This window comes from Marinobacterium rhizophilum (assembly GCF_024397915.1).
Lineage (GTDB): Bacteria > Pseudomonadota > Gammaproteobacteria > Pseudomonadales > Balneatricaceae > Marinobacterium_A > Marinobacterium_A rhizophilum_A.
Genome location: NZ_CP073347.1, coordinates 2,222,702 through 2,249,052, shown reverse-complemented (window position 1 = coordinate 2,249,052; position 26,351 = coordinate 2,222,702). Strand labels below are relative to the sequence as shown.

The 26,351-nt window shown below is 60.5% G+C and carries 24 protein-coding genes; 15 read left to right on the top strand and 9 right to left on the bottom strand.

Annotated features, from left to right (window positions below; translation table 11 throughout):
• Nucleotides 1-5: 5 nt before the first annotated feature.
• The 4 genes from KDW95_RS10100 to KDW95_RS10085 form a co-directional block, all read right to left on the bottom strand.
• Complete coding sequence (locus tag KDW95_RS10100) at nt 6-1,049, bottom strand: DUF3549 family protein (RefSeq protein WP_255856144.1); 1,044 nt, start codon at nt 1,047-1,049, stop codon at nt 6-8.
• 73 nt (nt 1,050-1,122) lie between these two features.
• Nucleotides 1,123-3,084 carry a cation:proton antiporter domain-containing protein gene (locus KDW95_RS10095; RefSeq protein ID WP_255856143.1) on the bottom strand — a complete coding sequence of 654 codons (1,962 nt, stop codon included), beginning with the start codon at nt 3,082-3,084 and terminating at the stop codon, nt 1,123-1,125.
• 103 nt (nt 3,085-3,187) lie between these two features.
• Complete coding sequence (locus tag KDW95_RS10090) at nt 3,188-3,514, bottom strand: YqcC family protein (protein WP_255856142.1); 327 nt, start codon at nt 3,512-3,514, stop codon at nt 3,188-3,190.
• Nucleotides 3,511-4,869 (bottom strand): class II 3-deoxy-7-phosphoheptulonate synthase, encoded by a 1,359-nt coding sequence (locus KDW95_RS10085; protein ID WP_255856141.1) that lies wholly within the window; start codon nt 4,867-4,869, stop codon nt 3,511-3,513. Before KDW95_RS10085 ends, KDW95_RS10090 begins: the two co-directional genes overlap by 4 nt.
• Before the next feature lie 184 nt (nt 4,870-5,053).
• Between KDW95_RS10085 and KDW95_RS10080 the strand changes: the two genes are divergently transcribed.
• On the top strand, nt 5,054-5,443 hold the full coding sequence (locus KDW95_RS10080; RefSeq protein WP_255856140.1) for a carboxymuconolactone decarboxylase family protein: 390 nt from the start codon (nt 5,054-5,056) through the stop codon (nt 5,441-5,443).
• Nucleotides 5,444-5,457: 14 nt separating this feature from the next.
• Here KDW95_RS10080 and KDW95_RS10075 read toward each other — a convergent pair whose 3' ends face one another.
• The 3 genes from KDW95_RS10075 to KDW95_RS10065 form a co-directional block, all read right to left on the bottom strand.
• On the bottom strand, nt 5,458-6,372 hold the full coding sequence (locus tag KDW95_RS10075; RefSeq protein ID WP_255856139.1) for a LysR family transcriptional regulator: 915 nt from the start codon (nt 6,370-6,372) through the stop codon (nt 5,458-5,460).
• Nucleotides 6,373-6,528: 156 nt separating this feature from the next.
• Nucleotides 6,529-7,434, bottom strand: a complete 906-nt coding sequence (argF, locus tag KDW95_RS10070; protein ID WP_255856138.1) for an ornithine carbamoyltransferase — start codon at nt 7,432-7,434, stop codon at nt 6,529-6,531.
• Nucleotides 7,435-7,479: 45 nt separating this feature from the next.
• Nucleotides 7,480-8,673 carry an aspartate aminotransferase family protein gene (locus KDW95_RS10065; protein ID WP_255856137.1) on the bottom strand — a complete coding sequence of 398 codons (1,194 nt, stop codon included), beginning with the start codon at nt 8,671-8,673 and terminating at the stop codon, nt 7,480-7,482.
• A gap of 326 nt (nt 8,674-8,999) precedes the next feature.
• Here KDW95_RS10065 and grxD point away from each other — a divergent pair, with 326 nt between their 5' ends.
• Together grxD and KDW95_RS10055 are read left to right on the top strand one after the other, a co-directional pair.
• Nucleotides 9,000-9,338 carry a Grx4 family monothiol glutaredoxin gene (grxD, locus tag KDW95_RS10060; protein ID WP_255856136.1) on the top strand — a complete coding sequence of 113 codons (339 nt, stop codon included), beginning with the start codon at nt 9,000-9,002 and terminating at the stop codon, nt 9,336-9,338.
• A 92-nt stretch (nt 9,339-9,430) separates the two neighbouring features.
• Nucleotides 9,431-10,033 carry a peroxiredoxin gene (locus KDW95_RS10055; protein ID WP_255856135.1) on the top strand — a complete coding sequence of 201 codons (603 nt, stop codon included), beginning with the start codon at nt 9,431-9,433 and terminating at the stop codon, nt 10,031-10,033.
• Between the two features lie 91 nt (nt 10,034-10,124).
• Here KDW95_RS10055 and rnt read toward each other — a convergent pair whose 3' ends face one another.
• Nucleotides 10,125-10,781, bottom strand: coding sequence for a ribonuclease T (gene rnt, locus KDW95_RS10050; RefSeq protein ID WP_370646685.1), 657 nt, complete (start codon nt 10,779-10,781; stop codon nt 10,125-10,127).
• A 258-nt stretch (nt 10,782-11,039) separates the two neighbouring features.
• Between rnt and KDW95_RS10045 the strand changes: the two genes are divergently transcribed.
• From KDW95_RS10045 to KDW95_RS10035, 3 genes are all read left to right on the top strand, one after another.
• Entirely contained in the window at nt 11,040-11,897 is an 858-nt protein-coding gene (locus KDW95_RS10045; RefSeq protein ID WP_255856134.1) for a flagellar protein MotY, read from the top strand.
• 106 nt (nt 11,898-12,003) lie between these two features.
• Nucleotides 12,004-13,230: an argininosuccinate synthase gene (locus KDW95_RS10040; RefSeq protein WP_255856133.1), complete on the top strand. Its 1,227-nt coding sequence runs from the start codon at nt 12,004-12,006 to the stop codon at nt 13,228-13,230.
• 189 nt (nt 13,231-13,419) lie between these two features.
• Nucleotides 13,420-15,021 carry a hypothetical protein gene (locus tag KDW95_RS10035; RefSeq protein ID WP_255856132.1) on the top strand — a complete coding sequence of 534 codons (1,602 nt, stop codon included), beginning with the start codon at nt 13,420-13,422 and terminating at the stop codon, nt 15,019-15,021.
• On the opposite strand, the gene KDW95_RS10030 is transcribed toward KDW95_RS10035, so the two are convergent.
• Nucleotides 14,986-15,366: a hypothetical protein gene (locus KDW95_RS10030; protein ID WP_255856131.1), complete on the bottom strand. Its 381-nt coding sequence runs from the start codon at nt 15,364-15,366 to the stop codon at nt 14,986-14,988. The genes KDW95_RS10035 and KDW95_RS10030 overlap by 36 nt on opposite strands.
• 69 nt (nt 15,367-15,435) lie before the next feature.
• Here KDW95_RS10030 and KDW95_RS10025 point away from each other — a divergent pair, with 69 nt between their 5' ends.
• The 9 genes from KDW95_RS10025 (at nt 15,436) to mvk (ending at nt 26,298) form a co-directional block, all read left to right on the top strand.
• Nucleotides 15,436-17,556, top strand: coding sequence for a type I secretion system permease/ATPase (locus tag KDW95_RS10025; protein ID WP_255856130.1), 2,121 nt, complete (start codon nt 15,436-15,438; stop codon nt 17,554-17,556).
• 9 nt (nt 17,557-17,565) lie between these two features.
• Nucleotides 17,566-18,891: an HlyD family type I secretion periplasmic adaptor subunit gene (locus KDW95_RS10020; RefSeq protein WP_255856129.1), complete on the top strand. Its 1,326-nt coding sequence runs from the start codon at nt 17,566-17,568 to the stop codon at nt 18,889-18,891.
• A gap of 1 nt (nt 18,892) precedes the next feature.
• Complete coding sequence (locus tag KDW95_RS10015) at nt 18,893-19,525, top strand: helix-turn-helix transcriptional regulator (RefSeq protein WP_255856128.1); 633 nt, start codon at nt 18,893-18,895, stop codon at nt 19,523-19,525.
• 37 nt (nt 19,526-19,562) lie between these two features.
• The gene (locus KDW95_RS10010) at nt 19,563-20,915 is read left to right on the top strand and encodes a TolC family outer membrane protein (protein WP_255856127.1); all 1,353 of its coding nucleotides are present in this window, start codon (nt 19,563-19,565) and stop codon (nt 20,913-20,915) included.
• A gap of 115 nt (nt 20,916-21,030) precedes the next feature.
• Entirely contained in the window at nt 21,031-22,065 is a 1,035-nt protein-coding gene (locus KDW95_RS10005) for a hydroxymethylglutaryl-CoA reductase (RefSeq protein ID WP_255856126.1), read from the top strand.
• A complete protein-coding gene (gene fni / locus KDW95_RS10000) occupies nt 22,065-23,096 on the top strand; it encodes a type 2 isopentenyl-diphosphate Delta-isomerase (RefSeq protein ID WP_255856125.1) in 1,032 nt (343 codons plus the stop codon). The genes KDW95_RS10005 and fni overlap by 1 nt, the downstream gene beginning before the upstream one ends.
• A gap of 15 nt (nt 23,097-23,111) precedes the next feature.
• Nucleotides 23,112-24,278 (top strand): hydroxymethylglutaryl-CoA synthase, encoded by a 1,167-nt coding sequence (locus KDW95_RS09995; RefSeq protein ID WP_255856124.1) that lies wholly within the window; start codon nt 23,112-23,114, stop codon nt 24,276-24,278.
• Nucleotides 24,272-25,276, top strand: a complete 1,005-nt coding sequence (locus KDW95_RS09990) for a mevalonate kinase family protein (RefSeq protein ID WP_255856123.1) — start codon at nt 24,272-24,274, stop codon at nt 25,274-25,276. The genes KDW95_RS09995 and KDW95_RS09990 overlap by 7 nt, the downstream gene beginning before the upstream one ends.
• Before the next feature lie 50 nt (nt 25,277-25,326).
• Nucleotides 25,327-26,298 (top strand): mevalonate kinase, encoded by a 972-nt coding sequence (gene mvk, locus KDW95_RS09985; protein WP_255856122.1) that lies wholly within the window; start codon nt 25,327-25,329, stop codon nt 26,296-26,298.
• The last annotated feature ends 53 nt before the right edge of the window (nt 26,299-26,351 follow it).

The following is a 26,351-nucleotide window of genomic DNA, read 5'->3' as shown; positions in this document are numbered from 1 at the left end:
AAGCCCTAGTGGCTGGAAAAGCCGCTGCCGAACATGGCGCCGATGGCGGCTGACAGCGTTTCGCTGCGCTCGGGATTGCGGAACGCCTGCATGATGGGACGGCGCAGCGTAGGCATGAACATCAGGTCGGCGAGGATGCGCGAAAAACCGTTCTGGCCCGGCTCTCCCGCTGCCAGGCGCTCCAGAAAGGCCTGCAACAGGGCCGGGTTTTTCAGGCTCTCGCAGCAGCGCGTTGCCAGCGCGACCAGCACTTCCGTTTCCCGTGAACGTTCGCTCGCCAGCACCTGTGTCAGGCAGGCCTGCCGGAGACTGTCGCTGCGGCTGTTGGAAATTGCACGCACCAGTGCCGCCAGTATCCCCCGATCATCACCGCGGTGGGCCAGGCTCTGTTCCAGCCGTGGTTGCAGTGCCTGCAGCAGGCGATGGCCGGGCTCCACATGTTCGAGGGCACGGCACAGGGCTTTCAGGGGTTCGTCGGGCAGCTGGGGCAGGGCGTTGATCAGCAAGGCTTCGTTGCTACCCTGGTCCAGCCTGACCACCAGGTCCGCGATGCCCTGCAGGCCCAGGTTGGGCCAGTGTTCATAGCCAATCTGGCCGGCAAAGTACTGTTGGGCATATTCGTAATGCAGGGAGGCCGGCAGCCCCAGTGCCTGGTTGGCATGGGCATGGAAGACAGCCATCTTTTCGCCATCGGGCTTGAAGGAAAAAGGGTTGTCCTTGAGAGCGTCCGGTCCACCATCAAGCAGGCCGCTAATGTTTTTCAGCAGGCGCTGCAGCAGGTCGTCGCGCACGGCCTGAATCAGCAAGCCCTGTTCGTCCAGTGGCAGCTTGAGGAACCAGACGGCATTGCGTTCGGCTTCTTTGGGGTGCCACAGCAGCAGGCCTATCCAGGCATGGTGCAGGTAGGGCTGAGGGTAGGCGACCTGGCCCTGTTCGACGCGCCCGAAGGTGTCGCTGGACAGCTTGCTGACCCGCCGGCCCATGTCGAACAGGCGACAGCGCGCGCCGGTCTGTTGAATCAGGTCCAGTAACGATTGAATAGGGTCCACAGTGCTGTCCTCGGGTACGGTGCGTCAGGGGGCGGATTTTACCAGCCCTGCGAAGGTGAGGACAGTCGGGCGCTCAGCCCGCCAGCAAGATGGCTTCGGCCCGTTCCACCGCCCGCACGCTACCGCGCAGTATGACAATGTCATTGTCCGCCAGCTGGGTGTCCATGCTGATACCGCTGAGCAGCGCGTCACCCCGGCGTATCGACTCCACTTCAGCCCCGATATGCAGCTCGTTCAGGCTGTGTCCGGCACCATGGCAGCCCGGCGGCAGTACCACCGGGTGCAGGATTTCGGCCCGGGCTGGGTCCCGCTTGGGCTGTCCACCCTGGTAGTAGCCGTGTAGCAGCCGGTAGCGTTCCTGGCGGACCTGGTCGATGTGCGAATTGATGGCATCGCGGGGAATATCCAGCAGCGTCAATACATGGGACACCAGCATCAGGCTGCCTTCCAGGGCTTCCGGGATGACCTCGGTGGCGCCAGCGTCCTGCAGTTCCTGCAGGCGACTGTCGTCCTGGGTGCGCACCAGGACAGGCAAATCCGGGAAGTGGTGCTTGAGGCCATGGAGGGCGCTCAGGGCATCGTTGTCGCTGGGGAAGGTCAGAATCAGCAGGCGTGCCCGACTGGAACCCAGCGTCTTCAGCAAGTCCGTACGTCTGGCATCGCCGTAGTAGATGCGCTCGCCGGCGGCAGCAGCCTGCTGTACGCGCCGCGGATCGCTGTCGATGGTGATATAGGGAATCTGCAGTGGCTGCAGGAAGCGGGTGATGACCTGGCCGACGCGGCCGTAACCACACAGGATCACGTGATCGGACATCTCCTCCAGGTCTGCCGGCAAGGGCGCGCTCAGGGCGGGCTCGGCAGAACTTGTGCGGGGACTGTGTATGCGCCGGCTCAGGCTGGCGCTGAAACGGATCAGCAACGGGGTGGCCAGCATGCTGAGAATAATAATGGCCACGACCTGGGCGTGCAGCTCACTGCCGATCAACTGGTGACTGGAGGCGAGGGTCAGCAGGGCGAAGCCGAACTCGCCACCCTGGGCCAGACAGATGCCGGCACGCAGTGCATTGGGGAGGTCGCGTTGCAGCAGCCAGGCTGCCAGGGCAATCAGGCTGCCTTTGAGCAGCAGCAGGCCCAGAGTCAGTAGCAGCACCCAGTGGCCGTTCTGCGCCAGTGCCGTCAGGTTCAGCTGCATGCCTACCGAGACGAAAAACAGCCCCAGCAGCACATCCCGAAAAGGCCGGATATCGGCTTCGAGCTGATGCCGGTAGCGGCTTTCCCCCAGCATCATGCCGGCCAGAAAACCTCCAAGGGCCATGGAAAGTCCCGCGGCGTGGGTTAGCCAGGCGGCAGTCAGGGCGGCCACCAGGGTTGTCAGCACGAAGAGCTCGTCGGAGCGGGATTTGGCGACCTCGTTGAGCAGGCGCGGCAGCAGAGTGCGGCCAAACACCAGCAGCACCACCAGGATGGCCCCGCCCTGCAGCAGGGTCGGAATCAGAGCCTGCAGGTCGAGGGAGGAGTGATCGCTGCCCAGGGTGGGTACCAGGATCAGGAAAAAGACGGCGGCCAGGTCCTGAAAGATCAGTATGCCCACGGACAGGCGTCCGTGCAGGGCGTTGATTTCACTGCGACCTATCAGCTCGCGGGTGACAATGGCCGTGGAGGATAGCGCCAGGGCGCCGGCGACAATCAGACTGGCAGCGAACGGCAGGCCGGCGAGCGTGGCCAGGCCCATGATCAGCGCCGTGGTGCCCAGCACCTGGAGGGAGCCCAGGCCAAACACCGTGCGGCGCATGGCAATCATGCGGGGCAGGGAAAACTCCAGCCCGAGCATGAACAGCAGAAAGACGACACCCAGTTCGCTCAGCAGCGCGATACTGTCATCGTTGCTGACCAGCCCCAGGGCGTAGGGCCCCAGCAGAGTGCCGACACAGACGTAACCCAGAATGGGTGGCAGGCCCAGGCGGCGAAACAGGCTGATAACGACAACAGCGGCGGCAATAATGGTCAGAAACTGATGGAAAAAGCCCTGTTCCATGGTGGTCAGTTCCGTGGCGGGGTATGGAAGGTGCCGGTTATATCAGGGCCGTGGCGGGCCTGATATAACCGGGGAGCGAGCGTGCGCAGGGGCCTGGGGAGGCTCAGTGTACCCGGCGCAGGGTGCTGTCGACCTGGTGCATCAGGCCAAGCAGGGTGCTGGTGTCCGCACTCACGCCCTTGAAGGCCTCTTCGGCCATGGCGGCAATGTCGCTGCTGCCTGGCAATGGCTGCTGTTGGCGGATCATGTCATCAAAACGCGGCAGCATGATCCACTGCAGCCATTCGCAAAAGCTCAGGGTATCGACGCAGAACGGCTCGGTACTGCCGAGCGCTTCGCGGCTGGGGGCCACTTGCTGCCAGAGCTGCAGTGCCTGCAGCTCCTGTTCGATCTGTCGCAGCAGGTGATGCAGCTGTTGGTGCTGTGTCACCGGCTTGAGCTCCGTGCGTGCTTGAGGGTGTCGGCAATCAGGAATGCCAGTTCCAGTGCCTGCTCGCCGTTGAGGCGCGGGTCGCACTGGGTCTGGTACCGATCCGCCAGGCCTTCTTCGGTGATCTGGAAGGCGCCGCCGACACACTCGGTGACGTTCTGCCCGGTCATCTCGAAATGTACGCCACCGGCGTGGGTGCCTTCGGCGTTATGCACCTCGAAAAAGCCCTTGATCTCCCGCAGGATGGCCTCGACGCTGCGGGTCTTGTAACCGCTTGATGCCGTAGTGGTGTTGCCGTGCATCGGGTCTGAACTCCAGACCACGGTGCGGCCGGCCATCTGGACGGCGCGTACCAGTGGCGGCAGTTTTTCGAGGATCTTGTCAGCGCCCATGCGCGCAATCAGGGTGATGCGGCCCGGCTGGTTCTGCGGGTTCAGGATGTCCAGCAGGCGCAGCAGATCATCAGTATTGGTGCTGGGGCCCACCTTGATACCAATCGGGTTCTTCACGCCGCGCAGGAACTCGACATGGGCATGATCCGGCTGGCGCGTGCGATCGCCGATCCACAGCATGTGGGCAGAGCAGTCATACCAGTCGTTGGTCTGGCTGTCGCGGCGGGTCAGGGCCTGTTCGTAGCCCAGCAGCAAGGCCTCGTGAGAGGTGTAGAGCGAGGTTTCCTTGATCTGCGGAGTGTTCTGGGCATGCACGCCGCAGGCTTCCATAAAGGCCAGAGTCTGGTCGATCTGGTCGGCCAGGTGCTGGTATTTTTCACCCAGCGGGCTCTTCTCGACAAAACCCAGGTTCCAGCGGTGTACCTGGTGCAGGTCGGCAAAGCCGCCCTGGGCAAAGGCGCGCAGCAGGTTCAGGGTGGACGAAGACTGGTGGTAGGCGCGCAGCAGGCGTTGCGGGTCCGGAATGCGCGCGGCAGCGGTGAACTCGATATCGTTGATGATATCACCGCGGTAACTCGGCAGCTCAATGCCGCCACGGGTTTCCATATCGGCGGAGCGGGGCTTGGCAAACTGGCCTGCCATGCGGCCGATCTTGACCACCGGGCAGCTGCCGGCGAACGTGAGGACCACAGCCATTTGCAGCAACAGCTGGAAGGTGTCGCGGATTTTGTTGGCATTGAACTCGGAGAAGCTTTCGGCGCAGTCGCCGCCCTGCAGCAAGAAGGCACGGCCTTCGGCGACATTGGCCAGCTGGGCATGGAGTGAGCGAATTTCGCCGGCAAACACCAGCGGTGGCAATGCGCTCAGTTCGTCTTCCACGGCGGCGACGGCACGGGGGTCGGTGTAGGTCGGCTGCTGCACGATGGGCTTCTCGCGCCAGCTGCTGGGGCTCCAGTCTTGCATGATAATGGATTCTGTCTGAGGTCGATTTAGAGGAAGGCAACAGTTTACGGCATCATCCACAAGAAACAAGGCTGCCGTGTCCGCAATAACCAGGGCCATTGCGGACAGGGCGCGGCTTGAGTTCGCACGGCTGCAGGACTATCGTCGGCCACTTGTGTTTTTAACTGCCGCTGGAGGAAGTGCCGTGTCGAAGGAAGATAGGGAAAATGGCCTGCGTGTTCGCACCGAAGTGATGGGGGAGGCTTTTGTCAGTCGTGCGATGGCCGGTGCCAGCGATTTTACCCAGCCAATGCAGGACTGGCTGAACGAGCACGCCTGGGGCTCCACCTGGCAGCGCGAGGGCTTGCCGCGCCAGACACGCAGCCTGGTGACGATTGCGATGCTGGCCGCGCTGAAGGCGCCCACCGAGCTGAAGGGACATGTGCACGGGGCGCTGCGCAACGGCTGCAGCGTAACGGACATTCAGGAGGTTCTGCTGCAATCCCTGATCTATTGCGGCGCGCCGGCGGCGCAGGAGGCGTTTCGCGCAGCCCGCGAGGCGGTCGAGGAGTGGGAGTCGACGCAAACGGACTAAGGTGGTTGTCGCGCTCAGGCGGTTTTGATGCCGCTGAGATTGCGAAACGAGACTTCCTTGGCGGTATTGAGAAAGTCCACCATGAACTCGGATGACTTCTGGTCTTCACGGATGGCGGCATAGAGGGTACACCAGACGCCCTTGTCCCCCAGGGGCCGGGAGGCGATATAGTCGCGCTCCAGGTACTCGTGAATCGCCCAGTTGGGCAGTGCGGATACCCCCCGGCCACTGGCGACCAGTTGCAGGATCATCACAGTCAGCTCGGCGGTGCGAATTTCGGCGGGGTCGATGCTGGCCGGGTCCAGAAAGTGGTTGAAGATATCCAGCTTGCCGTGATCCACCGGGTAGGTGATCAGGGTTTCCCGGGCGAGGTCTTCGGCATGGATATAGCGCCGGGCCACCAGTCGATGCTGCTTGGCGATGGCCAGCACGGACTCGTAGCTGAACAGCGGAACATAGGTGATGCCGTTACGGCTTTCGGGGTCGGATGTGATGACCAGATCCAGGTCGCCCCGGGCCAGTGCCGGCAGTGGCTGAAAACTGAAGCCGCTGGACAGGTCCATCTCGACTTCCGGCCAGTGCTGGCGGAAATGGTCGATGGTCGGCATCAGCCATTCAAAGCAGCTGTGGCACTCGATGCAGATATTCAGCCGGCCGGCTTCACCGCCCGCCAGGCGTGCGATGTCCCGCTCGGCATTGCGGATCATGGGCAGGACATCATCGGCCAGCGCCAGCAGGCGCTGGCCGGACGAGGTAAAGCAGATAGGCTTGGTTTTACGGATAAACAGCGAGCAGCTCAGGCGCTCTTCAAGGTCCTTGATCTGATGAGACAGGGCGGATTGGGTCAGGTGAACCCGCTCAGCGGCCTCGACCAGGCTGCCGGCGTCGCGCAGGGCTGCCAGAGTCTTCAGATGCCTTAGTTCCACCATGCCTGGTACCCATCCTGAATGAAATAAACGAAATTATAGCGGTAAACACGTCCACCCGTTGGCTTGCACTGGCGAACCTGAGTCGATATGGCGGAAGTTTGGCGCGATATGCCGACCTGCGGGCAGCTTGAGCGCTGTCCGCAGGTGCAGGGAGTGTTACTTGACCAGCAGGAACTCCAGCAGCGCCTTTTGGGCGTGCAGGCGGTTTTCCGCTTCGTCGAACACGATGGAGCGGGGGTCGTCGAGCATGTCTTCGCTGATTTCCTCGCCCCGGTGGGCCGGCAGGCAATGCAGGAAAACGGCATCCGGGTTGGCCAGGTCCATCAGCGCGGGGCTGACCTGGAAGCCGACAAACTTGCGCTCGCGCATGCGCTGCTCGTCTTCCTGGCCCATGGAGGCCCAGACGTCGGTCGCGATCAGGTCGCTGCCGCGCACGGCTTCCTGGGGATCGCGGAACAGCTGGATGCGATCGCCGTGCTCTTCAAGCAAAGACTGCATGGGCTCAAAGCCTTCCGGGCAGCAGATGTGCAGGCGGAAGTCGAGCAGGGCGGCGGCGTTGATGTAGGAGTTACACATGTTGTTGCCGTCGCCGATCCAGACCGCTGTCTTGCCCTGGATGGAGCCGCGATGTTCATGGTACGCCTGCATGTCCGCCAGCAGCTGGCAGGGGTGGTAGTCGTCCGTCAGGGCGTTGATGACCGGCACCCGGGAGTACTGGGCGAAGGTCTCAACGGTCTCGTGGCTGAAGGTGCGGATCATGACCACATCCACCATGCTCGAGATTACCCGGGCACTGTCTTCGACCGGTTCGCCGCGACCCAGCTGCGTGTCCCGCGACGACAGGAACATGGCGTGCCCACCCAGCTGTGCCATGCCGGCCTCGAAGGATACGCGGGTGCGCGTCGAGGCCTTTTCGAAAATCATCGCCATGACGTGGTTCTGCAGCGGTTCGTAAACGACACCGTCATTGCGCATTTTTTTTAGTTCGCCAGCCCGCACGATGAGCTTTTTCAGCTCATCGGAGGAGAGGTCTTTGAGTGTTAAAAAATGTCTCGTGCTCATAGGTGATATCTGCTTGTGCAGGTCCTCTGAGAGCGGTGATCGAGGTTAGATTTCCCGCTCGTCAGCCGCATAGATCTGGATCAGTTTTGACAGCGTGTTGACCAGCAGGTCTGCTTCGCTATCGCTCATAATCAGGGGAGGCAGCAGTCTAACGACACGTCCGCCGCCGGTCACATTCAGCAAGATGCCCTTGACCTTGGCCAGCACGGCAAGCTCGGTGCCGGCTTCCGTCAGCTCGATGGCGATCATCAGGCCCTTGTTGCGAATTTCCCGAATATAGTCCGAGTCGCCCAGCTGGGCGCGAAAGCCATCGCAAATGCGTGCGCCCAGCTGCTCGGCGCGCTGGCACAGGTTTTCATCCTGAATGGTATCAACCACGGCCAGTGCCGCGGCGCAGGCCAGCGGGTTGCCGCCATAGGTGGAACCATGGGTGCCGGGAGACAGAATAGTGGCAGCTTTGCCTGCGGCCAGACAAGCACCAATTGGCACGCCATTGCCCAGGCCTTTGGCTGTCGTCACTACATCCGGCAGAATGCCGTTGTGCTGAAACGCAAAGTACTTGCCGCTGCGGCCGTTGCCGGTCTGGACTTCATCCAGCATCAGCAACCATTCCTGTTCATCGCAGATGCTGCGCAGCTGATTGAGGTAATCGTCGGCGGGGATGCGGATGCCCGCTTCGCCCTGTACCGGTTCCACCAGGATGGCAACCACATTGGGGTTGTTGGCGGCGATGGTGCGAATGGCGTCGATATCGTCGTAGGGGGCGCGCACAAAGCCGCTGACCAGGGGCTCGAAGCCTACCTGGACAGCACGGTTGCCGGTGGCGCTCAGGGTGGCGAGTGTACGGCCATGGAAGGAGTTTTCCATGACAATAATGGCCGGGTTGTCGATGCCTTTCTGGTGGCCGTAGCGACGTGCCAGCTTGATCGCAGCTTCATTGGCCTCGGCGCCGGAATTGCCGAAAAACACGCTGTCCATGCCGGACAGGGCGCACAGGCGCTCAGCCAGGCGCTCCTGCAGCGGCACCGTATAGAGGTTGGATGTGTGAATCAGTCGTGAGGCCTGTTCACTGATGGCATGGGTAACGGCGGGATGGCTGTGGCCCAGGCCGCATACCGCGATGCCGGACAGTGCATCCAGGTACTTGTTGCCGTCTGTGTCGTACAGCCAGGCGCCTGCGCCGTGGTCGAAGGCAACCGAGAGCCTGTTATATGTATTCATGATAGGCGTAGCTGCCATGTTTCGTGCTCCCTACAACGCAAAAAGGCAGCCCTGGCTGCCAAACAAAAGAAAGGCATTCTATTGACTGCCATTCATTTTGGCAATGGCAGTCGTGCCAGCGCCAATGCGCGGCCATCACCGGCGGATGTGGGTCCGTAAAAAAACGTTGGAATCCGGGCTTGAAAAGCCATCTCGGTGGTGCAATATATTGATTCGTGTCAGGCGGCTGGCAGCCGGTGTGCGGGTATTTTTACCTGACCCTTTTGCTCGGATATATGGTAGGCTGGTACAAGGCGTTCGCGCACGGCGGACTAGAGTTTCACCGTAGTTTTAAAGGTGTATCAATGAGTGTGACCGATACTATCAAAGAGCAGATCGAGAAAAATGCCATACTGCTGTACATGAAGGGGACTCCACGTTTCCCGCAATGCGGCTTTTCATCCCGTACCGTTGAAGCGGTGATGAATTGTGGCGAGCGATTTGCGTTCGTTAATATTCTGGAAAACCCTGAAATTCGTGCCGAGCTGCCCAAGTATGCGAACTGGCCGACCTTCCCGCAGCTGTGGGTTAATGGTGAGCTGGTGGGCGGGTGTGATATCGTCTGCGAGATGGCTGCCAGCGGCGAGCTGGAAACGCTGATCAAGCAGGTTGCAGCAAGCCAGGCGCCTGAAACAGACGCCTGAGTTAAACCAAATTCATTCGGCGTGATTGCCCATGGCGGTCACGCCGAAGTTTTAAGCGTTGAAAATACGACTACCAACGGAGAAGAGAAGTAATGGGCGTACTAGTTGGCAAGCAAGCACCGGACTTTACCGCAGCAGCTGTTCTGGGCACTGGCGAAATTGTTGATTCCTACAACCTGAAAGAAGCCATCAAGGGCAAATACGGCCTGGTTTTCTTTTACCCGCTGGATTTCACATTCGTTTGCCCGTCCGAGCTGATCGCGCTGGATCACCGTGTTGACGCGTTCAAGGAACGTAATGTTGAAGTTATCGGTGTTTCCATCGATTCCCAGTTCTCGCACAACGCGTGGCGTAACACGCCGGTTAACCAGGGCGGCATCGGTCCTGTCAAGTACACCCTGGTCGCTGACGTCAAGCACGAAATCTGCCAGGCCTATGACGTTGAGCATGATGCCGGTGTTGCGTTCCGCGGCGCTTTCCTGATCGACCAGGAAGGCAATGTCCGTGCGCAGATCGTCAACGACCTGCCGCTGGGTCGTAACATCGACGAGCTGATCCGTCTGGTTGACGCGCTGCAGTTCCACGAAGAGCACGGCGACGTATGCCCGGCTGGCTGGAACAAGGGTGACAAGGGTATGAACGCTTCTCCGGAAGGCGTTGCCGCCTACCTGGCCGAAGAATCCGGCAAGCTGTAAGTTTCGATATCCAGGCGTCGGCCCATGCGGGCCGGCCCCGCAGATATAAAAAACCCGTCATGCGACGGGTTTTTTGCGTTCGGGGTGGCGGTTAGTCGTCGTACTGGCGGCTTTCCAGCACCATGTCCCAGCCACCCAGGTCCTTCCAGCGGTTGACGATGGCGCAGAACAGCTCGGCGGTCTTGACGGTATCGTAGAGCGCAGAGTGGGCTTTCTTGCCATCGAAATCGATATCGGCCACATCGCAGGCCCGCGCCAGTACCGTCTGGCCATAGGCAAGTCCGGCCAGGGTGGCGGTATCGAAGGTCGAGAAGGGGTGGAAGGGGTTGCGCTTGGCGTCGGTGCGGGCGGCGGCGGCCTGGATGAAGCTGTGGTCAAAAGCGGCATTGTGCCCCACCAGAACCGCACGTTTGCAATTGTGCGCCTTGATGGATTTGCGAATGGCCTTGAAGATGTTTTCCAGTGCCAGGGCTTCAGGGATGGCATTGCGTTCCGGGTCGAAGGGATCGATGCCGGTAAAGTCCAGCGCGGACTGCTCCAGGTTGGCGCCCTCGAAGGGGTCGACCGCCTCGTCGAAGCTCTGGTCGATCATCAGGTAGCCATTTTCGTCCATCGTCAGGGTGACGGCGGCGACTTCCAGAAGAGCGTCGGTGCGGGGGTTGAAGCCGGCGGTTTCAACGTCAATAACGACGGGCAGAAAGCCGCGAAAGCGGTCTGCCATCAGTTGCGGAATGGTACTGTTGCTCAAGAGGAGTCCTTAATTGCCGCGGATGCAGTCTGTGAGTAAGGCGCTATTCTAGCAACCCAGGCGCGCGGCCTCCATTGTTGAGCGCATATTCCCGTAGAGTCGTGACTGTGAAGGGTATATGTTTGAGCATCATGCCGGATCTCATTAAAGAAAAAGGGTTTCAAGTCGATAAGTTCGAATGTTGATGGTATGAGTCCCGGGTGCTCTGGTGGCTTGTGGCGGACGCGCAGCGTTCGTTGGCATATTGAGGTGATAAATTTGCTGTGCAGACTTTCGTTGCTTTTGCTGCTCTGGCTGAGCGCCGAGACCACCCTGGCGGTGACCTACAGGGCCGGAATCGATGACTCGCGCTGGGAACTGGAGTCTTCCAGGTTCAGCTGTCGCCTGAGTCAGGCTGTGCCGGCTTACGGGCGGGCGCTGTTCGAGCGGGAGGCAGGGGAAGATGTGCGCTTCAGTCTGCGGGCCGTTGAGCAGCTGAGTGCGTCAGCGCAGGCGTTGCTGGTGGCGGAGGCGCCGCCCTGGCGTCCGGGCGCCAAGCCGCAGCTGATTGCCACGCTCAAGGTGGATGCCGGCAGTGGCGATATCGATGTGGCATCAGGCTACGCTCGCCAGATGCTGGCCTTTCTGTACAAGGGGCTGGTGCCGACCTTTACCCGTACCGACTGGCAGGGGACGGGAGAGTCTTTGAGGGTCGGCGTGTCGGCGGCCAACTTCGGTTCTGCGTACCAGGAGTACAGTGGCTGTATCGAAGGCTTGCTGCCGGTTAATTATCGCCAGGTGGCGCGTACTGCCGTACTGTTCCCGCCCTCGACCTATGTGTTGTCGGATTCGGCCCGGGCGCGGCTTGATCTGATCGCGCTCTACGTAAAGCACGATGACAGCGTGCAGTCGGTCTATGTGGATGGCCACTCGGACAGCCTGGGGCGGCGCTTGCTCAATCGTGATCTGTCGAAGAAACGGGCCGAGGCCGTGACCGGGTACCTGACGGACAAGGGCATGGACGAGTCCATGATCACGATGCGTTTCCACGGCGAGCGCTACCCGGTTGTGCCGAACACCTCGGCGGCCAACCGGGATCGCAACCGCCGGGTCACTATCCGGCTGGAACGTGAATAGCCTTCTGAGTCAGGGGCTTTCCTGATATACTGCCGCGCTTTTCGCCAATAGATTCTCTTCCCGGGGCTGATCCCAGCATCCGGGCGATCTCATGTGGAGCTGAGACATGTCCGATATTAATAAGGTTGTGCTGGCCTACTCCGGCGGACTTGATACTTCTGTCATCGTTCGCTGGTTGCAGGATACCTATAATTGCGAAGTCGTCACCTTTACCGCCGATCTGGGGCAGGGTGAAGAGGTCGAGCCTGCGCGCGCCAAGGCGGAAGCTCTGGGTGTAAAGGAAATTTACATCGAAGACCTGCGCGAAGAGTTCGTGCGTGATTTCGTATTTCCGATGTTCCGTGCCAATACCGTGTACGAAGGTGAATACCTGCTGGGTACCTCCATTGCGCGTCCGCTGATCGCCAAGCGACTGATCGAAATTGCCAATGAAACCGGCGCCGATGCCATTTCCCATGGCGCCACCGGCAAGGGTAACGACCAGGTCCGTTTCGAGCTGGGTGCCTATGCGCTCAAGCCGGGCGTCAAGGTTATTGCGCCCTGGCGCGAGTGGGATCTGACATCCCGCGAAACTCTGATGAAGTACTGCGAAGACCGCAATATTCCGGTCGATTTTTCTGGCAAGAAGAAAAAGTCGCCGTACTCCATGGATGCCAACCTGCTGCACATCTCCTATGAAGGTGGTGTGCTGGAAGATCCCTGGGCCGAGGCCGAGGAAGACATGTGGCGCTGGTCGGTATCGCCCGAGCAGGCACCGAACGAAGCGACCTACCTGGAACTGACCTACGCCAAGGGCGATATCGTGGCGATCGACGGTCAGGCCATGTCGCCGGCGACCGTGCTGGAAACGCTGAACAAGATCGGCGGAGCCAACGGCATTGGTCGTCTGGATATCGTCGAGAACCGCTTTGTGGGCATGAAGTCCCGTGGCTGCTACGAGACGCCGGGGGGCACCATCATGCTGCGTGCTCACCGTGCCATCGAGTCCATCACGCTGGATCGCGAAGCGGCCCACCTGAAAGACGAGCTGATGCCGCGCTACGCTGAAACCATCTATAACGGTTTCTGGTGGTCCGAAGAGCGCAAGATGATGCAGCAGCTGATCGACTACAGCCAGCGCAACGTCAACGGTGATGTGCGGCTGAAGCTCTACAAGGGCAATGTCGAGGTTGTCGGCCGCCGTTCTGCGGACAGCCTGTTCGATGAAAGCATCGCGACCTTTGAAGACGATGCCGGTTCTTACGATCAGAAGGATGCGGAAGGCTTTATCAAGCTGAATGCACTGCGCATGCGCATTGCGGCCAGCAAGGGTCGCAACCTGCTGGAAGACTAATTCTTCAGTGAATGTTTCAAAGCCCGCGATCTGTGCGGGCTTTTTTATGTCTGCAGGAAGCCAGCTGGCTGGTTTTTGGGCCGGTTCGGGCCCGTCGTTGTCCGAGTGGGATCCATGCGTGTGGCGGTCTTTTTGGTCAGATTTCCGGATCTGTGCTAGCGTGGCCGCGAGTCTATTTTTGTTGGTTGCATGAATAACTATTTTGCTGGCAAGACGGCGTTGATTGTCGATAGCAATCGGGCTGATCTGGGCGCGCTGCGAGATATTTTCGGCCAGTTTGGCCTGGCGAGCGTCGCGACGGCGCCGTCGGCCAATATGGGGTCGAGCTATCTGCAGGCGCAGACATTTGACTTCTGCATCGTTGCCCATGAGTTGGGGCGAGGGGAGAAGAGCGGCCTGCAGGTCGTGCAGGAGGCGTTACAGGGCGGGTATTGCCCCCGTGGTACGATCTTTGTGCTACTGGTTACGCCTGCGCAGGCGCTGCAGTGTGCCGGGATCGTCGATTATCCGCCGGATCTTTGCCTGACCAAACCGCTGAATCGCAGCAAGGCTCAGGGGCGGCTGGAAAAGCTGGTGCAGCTTAAAGGGGTGCTTGCGTCGGTGGACAGCCTGCTTGAGCAGGGGCAGTGGGTGGCGGCACAGCGGCAGTACGCTTTGCTGGAACAGCGGTATCCGGCATTGCGGGGGCTGCTTGGTCGTTTGCAGGGGCAGATGCATCTGCACTGCAGGGCGTTTGCGCAGGCGCGGGATCTGTTCGCCGGCCTGGGCGATCAGCGGTGGGCTCCCGTCGGCCTGGGGCGAGCACTCTACGGGCTGGGTGATTACGAGGGGGCGAGGCGGTGTCTGGACACTGAAAAGGTACCGCTATTACCCGAAGCCAGCTTGCCGCTTGCGCGGAGCCTGAGAATACAGGGCCAGCGTCCGGCCGCGCTGGCGCTGTTGCGCAAGGCGGTGATCCAGGCGCCGGCCATGTCGCCGTTGCAGGCTGAGCTTGGAAGCCTGCTGGGGCAGGCGGGGGACTGGGAACTGGCGGTCGGCGCTTACCGCGAAGCTGTACGTCATTGTCGCTTTTCGTCGCTTCAGTGCGTCGAATACTACTGTGCCCTGGTGCGTGCGTTACTGTCGCAGATCGATGCCAAGGGCGGTGCGCGCTCGGTGGCGGCGGAAAAGGAGGCCGTGCAGACGCTGGAGCATCTGGTGCGGGACTTTCAGGATGATCCGGCCACGACGGTGCGGGCGCGTCTGCTGAGCGTTGAGGTCTATCGTGCAGGGGGCAATGGGCCAATGGCCGATCAGGCGGCCAGGGATGCCTTGCGGCGCTTTGAGGCGTTGGAGCTGGGTGAGCAGGCGCTGCTGCTGGATTTTCTGGTCGATGCGCTGGGGGGTGGCTGCATGGCGCAAGAGGCGAGTCATGCCCGGCGTAACATCAGATCGCAATTCGTGCATCTGGGGTGGGGACGCTGCTACCTGGAGGCGTTACAGGCGTTTCGAAAGGGGGATTTTGCCCTGGCATATGGGCAGTTCTGTGCCGCGGACGAACTGTGCCCGGGTAATCCGAGCCTGGTACTCAACCTGGTGCACTCCGGGCTGGAGTGGGGGCGCAAGGCGCCGTCACAGTGGCTGCCGCTGGTGCGGCGCTGCAATGAAGGGCTAACTGAAATGCACTTTGGGGCGCTGGGGGGCCGGCAGCAGGCTCGTTACCACAGCCTGTGGCAGAGGTTGGAGCGGTATTACAGTGACATGAGAGCCGGCGGGTCAGAGCCAGGCGTCGTCGTCCTCGATCAGGATTGAAGGCGCGTGCGGGCCCTCGGAGGGGCGGGTCTGCGGCTCCGCTGACTCCGACTGGATGATGCTGCGCGCCAGCTTGCGGCTGAGCAGCTTCTTTTGCGAGGCCAGCGGGAAGTCCGTGAACAGGATCAGGTTTTTGGCAATCAGCACATCGATCATGTCCTCGATAATGCGTACGGTGCCGACATCGGACTGATCGAGAAACTCCTCGGCGGAGAAGTCCTCGTCGTTGATTGACAGGAATTCAAGCACTTCCCTGTTTTTAACGTCAACGGCCTGCAAGCCGGGCCGGGCAGATTCGGTCAGGCCTATGATTCGACCCTCCGGGTTCCTTATTGCATAGAGCATCAGGGTAGGGATATCAGGTAGTTAGGTTGCATGCTAGTATGTAGGCCGCGTTCCGAGCAGGTCAAGGACATGGATGAAATTCAAGACCCCCTCCTGAGTTGTCTGGTAGAGCTGAGCAAGCAAAATCACAATCCTCTATCGGCGGAGGTGCTCAGTGCGGGGTTGCCGCTGGAGGATGGTCGGCTGACGCCCAGGCTGTTTGTGCAGGCCGCCAGGCGCGCGGGTCTTACGGCACGGGTATTGCGGCGGCCATTGGCTGAGATCACTCCCCTGGTGCTGCCTGTCGTCTTGTTGCTGGATGATGGCCAGGCCTGCATTCTGCAGGAGCTCGATCTGGAGGATGGCTCGGCGTTCATTATTCAGCCGGAAAGTGGTGGCAAGCATCGCATTGGCTTGCGCGAACTTGAGCAGCATTACTCCGGCTATGCCATTTTCGTGCGGCTGGAGTATCGCTACAGTGAGCGTATCTCCAAGGTGCTGGCGGATCGGCAGGGGCACTGGTTCTGGGGTACGTTAAAACGCTCGGTGGCCATTTATCGGGATGTGCTGGTGGCGTCCCTGATGATTAACCTGTTCGTGCTTGCCAGCCCGCTGTTCGTCATGAACGTGTATGACCGGGTGGTACCCAATGCGGCCATCGAAACCCTCTGGGTGCTGGCCATCGGTCTTTTCGTGGTGTACATCTTCGATTTCGGATTAAAAATGCTGCGCGCCTATTTCATCGAGGTGGCGGGCAAGAAAACGGATATTCTGCTGTCGGCCCTGTTGTTCGAAAAGGTGCAGGCAATCAAGTACGGTGCCATGCCGCGCTCTGTCGGCTCCTTTGCCAATAACCTGCGCGAATTCGAAAGCATCCGTTCGATGCTCAGCTCCACTGTAAATACGGTACTGATCGATATTCCCTTTGCCTTGATATTTCTGGCGGTTATCGGCCTGATCGGTGGGCCCCTGGTTGTTGTGCCGGTGGCGGCGATCCCGATCATTTATCTCTTTTCGCTGATTGTGCGACCGCGCCTGCGGGAGTCCGTTGAAAAGACCTTCGAGTCGGCGTCCCAGAAAAACTCGATCCTGATCGAGACCCTCACGGCGATGGAAACGGTCAAGACCCAGCGTGCGGCTTCGCCCTTGCAATTGCGCTGGGAGCAGGCCGGTGGCTATATCGCGCGCTGGGGCCTGCGTTCGCGCATGCTGTCATCGTCGGTGGTCAATTTTGCCGGTCTGGTACAGCAACTCACCTCTACGGCCCTGGTTATTTTCGGTGTCTATCTGATCAGTGAAAACGAGCTGACCCTCGGGGCCCTGATCGCCAGCGTGATTCTGGCTGGCCGGGTGATTGCGCCCATGGGGCAGCTGGCGGGGCTGATCACCAATTTTCACCAGGCCTCCACGGCGCTGAAAACCCTGAACCAGATCATGGCCATGCCGGAGGAGCGGGAAGAGGATCGCCACTTCGTGCATCGCCCGGTGCTCAAGGGAGCGATCGAGTTCAACCAGGTCTCCTTCGCCTATCCGGATGAGCAGCAGAAAGCGCTGGATCAGGTGTCCTTTCGTATTCAGGCCGGTGAAAAGGTCGCACTCATTGGCCGTATCGGCTCGGGCAAATCGACCATCGAAAAACTGCTGATGGGGCTTTATAGTGCCACGGAGGGGGCCATCCGCATTGATGGCATTGATATCAACCAGATCGACCCGGTCGATCTGCGCCGTCATCTGGGGTATGTACCCCAGGACATCATGCTGTTCGCCGGCAAGTTGCGTGACAATATTACCCTGGGCTCGCCCCACGCGACGGATGAGCAGGTGCTGCAGGTGGCGGCACTGGCCGGCGCCGATCAGTTTATCAATCGCCACCCGCTGGGCTTTGACATGCAGGTCGGGGAGCGCGGCGCAGCCCTGTCCGGCGGCCAGCGTCAGGCCGTTGCCGTGGCGCGGGCGCTGATTCATGATCCCAGCGTGCTGGTGCTTGACGAGCCCTCCAATGCCATGGACAACGCCTCGGAAGAGTATCTGAAGAAACAGCTGGCAAGCTATGCATCAGAACGTACCCTGTTACTGGTTACACACAAGATGTCCTTGCTGACGCTGGTGGATCGGTTGATAGTGATTGATGGCGGCAAGGTGGTGGCGGACGGGCCCAAGCAGGCCGTGTTGGATGCGCTCAAGCAGGGTCGCCTGCAGATCCGGACCTAGGAATTCGATATGAAAAGGATCGCCAACCCGCAAGATACCCAGTTCATGACCAGCATCAGCGAGGCCATGCTGGAGCAGACCCCGCGCAGTGCCCGGGTTTTGCTCTGGGTCATGGCCCTGTTCGTGCTGCTTGCCGTGCTCTGGGCCAACTGGGCTGAGCTGGATGAAATCAGTCGCGGCGATGGCGAGATTATCCCCTCGCGCCAGCTGCAGGTGGTGCAGAACCTGGAGGGTGGTATTTTGTCCGAGATCCTGGTGCGTGAGGGTGATCTGGTGGAGCCAGGCCAGGTGTTGCTGCGTATCGACGACACCCGCTTTGCCAGCTCCTTCAACGAAAGCCAGGTGCGCGAATATGAGCTGGTTGCCAAGGTGGCCCGGTTGCAGGCAGAAGCGGACGACACCCCCTTTGTTGCTCCCGAGAATTACCCGGCGGCGTTCGCGCGACAGCTGGAGCGTGAGCGTAATCTGTACCGGGCGAGGGCTGAGGAGCTGCGCGCAAACCTGGCAACGTCCGGGCGTCAGCTCGAGCAGCGGCAGCAGGAGTTGCGTGAGGCCAGGTCCAAGGAAGAGCAGATTCGCAGCAGCTATAACCTGTTACTGCAGGAGTTGAACATCATGCAGCCCCTGGTGGGCGAGGGCGTTATCTCTGAGGTCGAATACCTGCGCCTGCGTCGCCAGGTCAATGATATGAAGGGTGAACTGGCTGGAATCAGGCTGAGTATACCCCGTATCGAAGCGGCCATTTCCGAGCACCGCAGTCGCCTGAACGAAGGCGAGTTGCAGTTTCGCTCCAAGGCCCGTGCGGAGCTGAATGAAATGAGCGGCGAGCTGGCCCGGCTAAAAGAAACGCTGCAGGGCATGCAGGATCGTATCACCCGCACCGAAGTGCGATCGCCCGTCAAGGGTACCGTAAAGCAGCTTTTGGTGAATACCGTTGCTGGCGTGGTTCAGCCCGGTGATCCGCTGTTGAATATCGTGCCCTGGGAAGATCGCCTGCTGGTGGAGGCGAGAGTTCGTCCGGCTGATATTGCCCAGATTCGTGTCGGATTGCCGGCAACCGTGAAAGTTTCGGCCTATGATTTCTCCATTTACGGTGGACTGGATGCCACCGTGGAGTTTGTTTCACCGAGTACGATTCTCGACGAAGAGAAACAGGCGTATTATCTTGTGCGTCTTGAAACCAGGCAGCCATATCTGGGAAATGACGATAACAAACTACCGCTTATCGCCGGGATGACGGTGAGCGTCGATATTCTGACAGGTAAAAAAACAGTAATGGATTACATTTTGAAGCCGATACTAAAAGCCCGGGATCGGGCTTTTACGGAACGCTGACATGCAACTTGGTTTTTTTTCAGTACATGCCAACGTGGCGACGCGTTGGGGCCGGTTGCTCTCGGACTATCCTGCGCGCCAGCTTCAGGCGCGGGAGCTCGGCGAGGGCTTGCCCGGCGGCCTGATGTTGCTGCACCTCGATTCCGTGGCGCCGGAGCAGCGCCGGGCGCTGCTACAGCGACTTGAGTCCATGCAGCAGCTGTTCGTGATTATGGTGGACCGGCCGCAGAACGATGAGGGTATTCGGTTGCTGGCGCAGGGTGCCAGAGGCTACGCCAGTACCTTTATTACCGGCTCCCTTATGCAGCAGTTGCTTGAAACGGTATGGCGTGGCGACATCTGGGCTACACCCTCGGTGATGCAGCAACTGGTGAAGCGCTTGCTGAATGGTCATCCATCGGCCCTATTGTCGGTGCAGTCGGAGAAGGTTGGTTTGGCCGCGGATTTGAGCGAGCGGGAGCAGCAGGTGCTGGATATACTAATGACCGGTGCGCCGAACAAGCAAATAGCCAGGGAGTTGCAGATCACGGAACGAACTGTAAAAGCGCATATTAGTGCCATACTAAGGAAAACCGGGGCCGGAGATCGGGTTTCGCTGATCCTTATGGCGCAGGAACGACACACAATTCATTGAACGGTTGGCGGACGTCGCTGCTAGGGAGATTCGGAAGATGAGTAGAAAAACAGGGGTGATTTTGAGCTTGGCGATAGCCTCAGCGATTCAGGTGGCCCAGGCCGCGCCGCTGGAGCAGGTGGTGGCTGATGCCATGTTGCAGAACCCGGAAGTGGCGGCGGCACTCAATGCCAAGCGCGCCGTGGCGGAAGAAGTACGTGAAGCCATTGGCGGGCGCTATCCCGATATCGACCTGTTGCTGGGGGTGGGGTACGAATGGACCGACAGCCCAACAACCCGCAGCGCCCAGGGCGCGACGGGGGACGGTGATACGGACATGTGGCGCAAGGAAGCGACGCTGAATTTCCGCCAGATGCTGTACGACGGGCTGGCCACCGAAAGCGAAGTGCAGCGCCAGGAGGCGCGGCTGCGTTCGGCTGACGCCCGCGTGCGGGAAGTCGCCGAACAGTTTGGTCTGGATACCACGCGCAGCTATCTCGAGCTGATTCGCCGCCAGGAACTGTTGCGCCTGTCCAAGGAGACCCTCTACAACCACGTTCGGATCTACGACCAGATTCGCAAGCGCTCGGAATCCGGGCTCGGCAGTCTGTCGTCCATCCAGCAGGCCGAGAGCCGTCTGGCGCTGTCCGAAGTCAACGTGCTGGCGGCGGACAACAACCTGCGAGATGCCCGAGCCAACTATATACGTGTGGTCGGTGCTGAGCCGCCGCAGCAGTTTGAAGTGCCCATGGGGCTGGACCTGCCGACAAGTCTGGATCAGGCGCTGGAGCAGGCCGCAGCGAATCAGCCGACACTGCAGCTGGCGGCATCGGATATTGAAGCGGCCAGGGCGCAGTACGAAGCGGCTTACAGCCGTCGCCTGCCAACCTTCCATTTTGAAATGGAACGCACCTTCTTCAATGACATCGACGGTGTCGGCGGTGACAACGAAGACTTTACCGCCATGCTGCGACTGCGTTACAACCTGTACAACGGCGGCTCGGATGATGCCCGTATCCGCAAGACCCAGTACCAGATCCATGAAGCCGAAGAGATCCGTAACAGTGCCGATCGTCAGGTCGTGCAGGGTCTGGGGTTGTCCTGGAACGCCTACGAGATTCTTGGCCAGCAGGTGAAGTTCCTCGAACAGTACGTGGCATCGGCGGAGAAAACCCGTGACTCGTACCAGAAGCAGTTTGATATCGGCCAGCGTTCATTGCTCGATTTGCTGGATACCGAGAACGAAGTGTTCTCGGCCAAAAATACCCTCACCGATGCCACCTTTGACTACCTGATATCCCAGTACCGGGTCATCAATGGGACCGGGCAGCTGCTCAGTGCGCTCGACGTGTCGTTGCCACAGGATGGCGCCATGATGGAATCCACCGAGATGGCGGCTACCAATCCGTAGCGGGTCGGGTTTGCATCTGTTCAGGTGGCTGGATAAAATCCGCGCTGCCTGAACATTCATAGAGCTCAAGGGTTGCATGGTGCAACCCTTTTTAATTGGTGCGGCATACCCACTTATGAAAGCACACAAGATCCAACAGGCTCCCATACCGATGCGTTCGGTAGGGCCTATTCGGCTGACGGGCCATCTGGTTGATGAAAAAGTGTGGGTGCCGCTGGCGACCTACGAAACGCCCCTGTGGCATTCCGTGGGACGTGGTGCGCGTATTTCCGTGCTGGCCGGAGGTATCAACACCTCGGTGATTGATGAGCGCATGAGCCGCTCCATCTTGCTGGAGGCGGATGATGCCTGGGCGGCGCACCAGGCGCTGCAGTCGATCAAGAGCCGGCGCGAGGCCCTGAATGCGGTGGTGGGGCAGTCGAGCCGCTTCGCGCAGCTGATCGACATGCACTCCCAGGTCGTCGCCAACCTGATTTATCTGCGCCTGGAGTTCACCACCGGTGATGCCTCCGGTCACAATATGGTGACCAATGCTGCTGACAAGCTGATTCCGTGGATTCTGTCCGAATATCCGGGGCTGCGGTATTCGTCGATTTCGGCCAACTACTGCTCCGACAAGAAGGCCACGGCGGTGAATGGCATCCTGGGTCGCGGCAAGTACGTGGTGACCGAGATCCTGATTCCGCGTGACCTGTGCGAGCGCAAGCTGCACACGACACCGGAAAAGGTGGTTGATCTCAATATCAAGAAGAACCTGATCGGCACCTTGATTGCTGGCGGTCTGCGCAGTGCCAATGCGCATTACGCCAACATGTTGCTGGCATTCTACCTGGCCACCGGGCAGGATGCTGCCAATATCATTGAAGGCTCCCAGGGCGTAGTGCACGCCGAAGTGCGCAACGGCGACCTGTATTTTTCCTGCACGCTGCCCAACCTTATTGTCGGTACCGTGGGCAATGGCAAGGGGCTCGATTTCGTCGAGGAAAACCTGCGCTTGCTCGGCTGCAAGGATGAGCGCGAGCCCGGCGCCAACGCTCGGCGGCTGGCGGCCATCTGTGGTGCAACGGTGCTCTGTGGCGAACTGTCGCTGCTGGCCGCGCAAACCAATCCCGGTGAGCTGATGGAGGCTCACCTCAAGCTGGAGCGATAATGTCGGACCCGACCAACGAGCGCAAGATTCAGCATATCAGGGCCATCGAAAAGGACCCTGCCATCGAACGCGGCGGTGCCGGCTTCGATCGCATACGGCTGCGCCACCGGGCGTTGCCGAACCTGGACCTGGCTGCCATCGACAGCTCCACCACGCTGCTGGGCAAGACGCTGAGCTTTCCGCTGCTGATTTCCTCCATGACCGGGGGGGATCACGTCCTGGTACGCACCATCAATCGCAACCTGGCCGAGGCCGCCGAGCGCTGCCAGGTTGCCCTGGCGGTGGGGTCGCAGCGGGTGATGTTCACGCAGCCCCAGGCGCGGGCCAGTTTCGAGTTGCGTCAGCTGGCGCCGACCACGCTGCTCATGGGCAATATAGGTGCCGTGCAGCTGAACTACGGCTTTGATCAGCAGCAGTGCCAGGAAGCGGTGGACTGCCTGCAGGCCGATGCGCTCTATCTGCACCTGAACCCCCTGCAGGAGGCGATTCAGCCGGAAGGGGATACCAATTTCGCCGGTCTGGGGGAGCGCATCGCGGCCCTGGCGTCTTCTGTTTCGGTGCCGCTGATTCTGAAGGAAGTGGGCTGCGGCCTGGCGCCGGAAGATATTGCCGAGGGGCTGTCCCGCGGTGTCACGCTGTTCGATGTCGCCGGCAGCGGCGGGACTTCCTGGAGTCGCATCGAGCATCACCGTAGCAGTGGCGGCGCAGACCCAACGGGCTTGCGCTTTCAGGACTGGGGCACGCCCACGCCGCTGGCGTTGCAGCTTGCCAGGCCCTATGCCGATCGTGCCACGCTGATCGCCAGCGGCGGGCTCAGAGATGGGATTGATATGGTGAAATCTGTTATACTCGGCGGCGCTTTGTGCGGCCTGGCGGCGCCCTTTCTGCGCCCGGCCATGGAGTCTGCGGATGCTGTGGTTGCTGTGATCGAACAGCTGCGCAAAGAGTTTAGAATCGCCATGTTTCTGCTGGGAACTCCGGATATCGCGTCGTTGTTCGGGAATCAGAACCTGATTCTTGAGCAACGTTGAGGAACAAAACCACTTATGTCAGTCGGTATTGATGAAATCAGTTTCTATACCTCGAACTATTACCTGGATCTGCGCACTCTGGCCGAGGCCCAGCAGACGGATCCGGATAAGTACTATGTCGGTATAGGCCAGGAAAAAATGGGTATGGCGGCGCCGGACGAGGATGTCGTCACCATGGCGGCCAACGCGGCGATGCCGCTGCTGGCCGACGGCGCCGGCGAGGACATTACGACGCTGCTGTTCGCCACCGAAACCGGCATCGATCAGTCCAAGGCGGCTGGTGTCTATGTACATCGCCTGCTGGGATTGCCGTCGAACTGTCGCGTAGTCGAACTGAAGCAGGCCTGCTACAGCGCCACGGCGGCTGTACAGATGGCCTGTGCCCTGGTAGCGCGCCGGCCCGGCAGCAAGGTGCTGGTGGTGGCTTCCGATGTTGCCCGCTACGATCTGAACACGCCAGGTGAAGCGACCCAGGGCTGCGGTGCCGTTGCGATGATGATCAGCGCCGATCCGCGGCTGGTGGAAATAGATCCGGAAGTGGGCAGCTACACTGAGGACGTGATGGACTTCTGGCGCCCCAACTACCGTGCCACGGCGCTGGTCGACGGCAAGTTCTCCACCAAGATCTACCTCAAGTCACTGAAAAAGGCCTGGGAAAACTTCCGCAGCGCCAGTTCGCTGATGTTCAGTGACTTTGGTCACTTCTGCTATCACCTGCCGTTCGGGCGCATGGCGCAGAAAGCGCACCAGCACCTGGCCAGGCTGAACAAGTGCGAGCTGAACTCCGAGCAGCTTGAAGGTCAGATTCAGGATACCCTGCTGTACAACCGTGCCATCGGCAACAGCTATACCGCTTCCATGTATATCGGCCTGGCGTCCCTGCTGGAGAACTGCCAGCAGAACCTGGCGGGCCAGCGCATCGGCTTTTTCAGCTATGGGTCGGGTTGCGTGGCCGAGTTCTTTTCCGGCCGGGTGATGGAAGGGTACGAGCGCGGGTTGCACCGCGAGCAGCACCGCCAGCTGCTGGAGGCACGCCAGGAACTCAGCTACGAGGAGTATCTGCAGCTGTATCGCTATCCGGACCCCCGTGACGGCGAACACCATGATATTCCCTCGATTACCACCGGGCGTTTCCGCCTGGCGGCCATTTCCCATCACAAGCGCGAATACGTTGTGTGCTAAAGCAGGTTTGTGCCCCCGGCAAGATCATCCTCAGTGGTGAACATTCGGTTGTCTACGGGGCACCGGCGCTGGCGCTGGCGGTGGACCGCCACATGCGTGTCAGCTTTGAGCCCGACCGCCTGCCACGACTAAGCTGGCAGGCCCGTGAAAAGACCCATGTGCTGGGCTTCGACAAGTTTCATTCGCTGCGCACGCGGCTGGACTCCTACTTCGAGCGCTACCTGCGCGGCGAGCTGTCCATCGGCCAGATCCTGAAAAAACCCGCTGAACTGGTGTTCTACGCCGTGGATATGGCGCGCTTGCTGTCGGGGCTGGAGCATCTGCACGGCGGGCGGGTGACGATCGACTCCGATATTCCCATTGGTGCCGGCATGGGTTCATCCGCCGCCCTGATTGCCGCCTTGCTTAAGCTCTTTGGCGAGTTCGAAAACATTGATGAACTGGTGAAGCAGGTGCGCCACTGTGAGCGCCTCCAGCATGGCCAGGGCAGTGCCATTGATGCGGCGGCGGTTTGCCACGGTGGCCTGGTGCGGGTGTGCGAGGGTACCGTCAGTCGCCTGCCGCTGGCCGAGCAGGGACTGGGGCCAGGCTGGTTCTGGCTGTTTACCGGTACACCGGCATCGAGCACCGGCGCCTGTGTCGACCGGGTGCGGCGCAATTTCGCAGGCTCGGCCATCTGGACTGAATTCAGCGATGTTACCCGCCGAGTGGAGCAAGCCTTGCTGCAGGGGCAGTCGCTGCTCGAACCGGTGCGGCAAAATCATCGCCTGCTGACACGCATCGGCGTGGTGCCGGCGCCGCTGGTGCGCCTGGCCGAGCAGGTCGAGCAACGTGGCGGGGCGGCCAAAGTGTGCGGAGCAGGCTCCGTCTCGGGTGACCAGGGCGGTCTCATGCTGCTGTGGTTGCCGGAAGGTACGCCGGATACGCTGAACCTGGCGCCGGACTGGCGCTGGGGCAAGCTGAAGGAAGACCGGGAGGGTGTTCGCTGGCAGTCTTGAGCCTGCGATGCGCCTGAGTCAGTGGCCAACCTTGAACGGGTACAGAATATATGAGCGAGCAAGCCGCCGTTGGCGCACAGCCATCACCGGGTGAGTGGCGCGGCATTAGTGTCAGTGCCCCCGGCAGCATTATGGTCATGGGTGAGCACGCCGTGCTGTTCGGGCACCGGGCCATCGCCTGTGCGGTGAACCGTTACATGCATGTACGGCTAGTGCGCCGCAGCGACCGCGAGGTACATATACGTAGCGCGCTCGGCAATGCCAGCGGCACGCTGGATGCATTGCCCCGGGAGGAAAACCTTGGATTTGTACTGGCCACCATAGGCCTGTTTGCCGACCAGCTGCCCAGTGGCTTTGAGCTGGATATTCGCTCCGAGTTTTCCCATACCGTGGGGCTGGGATCTTCCGCTGCGGTCACCGCCGCCCTGGTGGCCGCCCTGCAGGCCTGTTGCGGTGAAAGCACGGCGCCGGACAGGGTGTTTGATCGCGCCCTGGCGGTGGTTCACCAGGTGCAGGGGCGCGGTTCGGGTACCGACCTTGCGGCCAGTGTCTATGGTGGCCTGATTGGCTATACGGTTTCGCCCAGGTGTATCGATCCGTTGCCGGGCCTGCCTGATATCAGCCTGTATTACGCCGGCTACAAGACCCGTACACCCGAGGTGCTGGCGCGGGTGGCACAGTCTTCGATTGGACTGGAGCCGCTGCATGGCGGGCTCTATGCGCTGATGCACAGCAGTACCGAAGCGGCGGAAACGGCGATTCGGGCCGGGGACTGGGCCCAGCTGGGCAAGCTGATGAATATCTACCAGGGACTGATGGATGCGCTGGGCGTGAATGACCAGACCCTGGCGCAGATGATTTATCGGCTGCGTGGCAATCCGGATGTCCTTGGGTGCAAGATCTCGGGCTCGGGCCTGGGAGACTGTGTGCTGGCGCTGGGCCACGATACTGAGCTTGCGCGGGATTTCCAGCGTATCGAGGTGGCGGTCAGCGGTCAGGGCTTGCACCTGGAGCCTTTTTGAGAAAGCCTGAGGGCGTTTGATTTTTCATGAATACCGGCAAGCAGAGGTGGGGA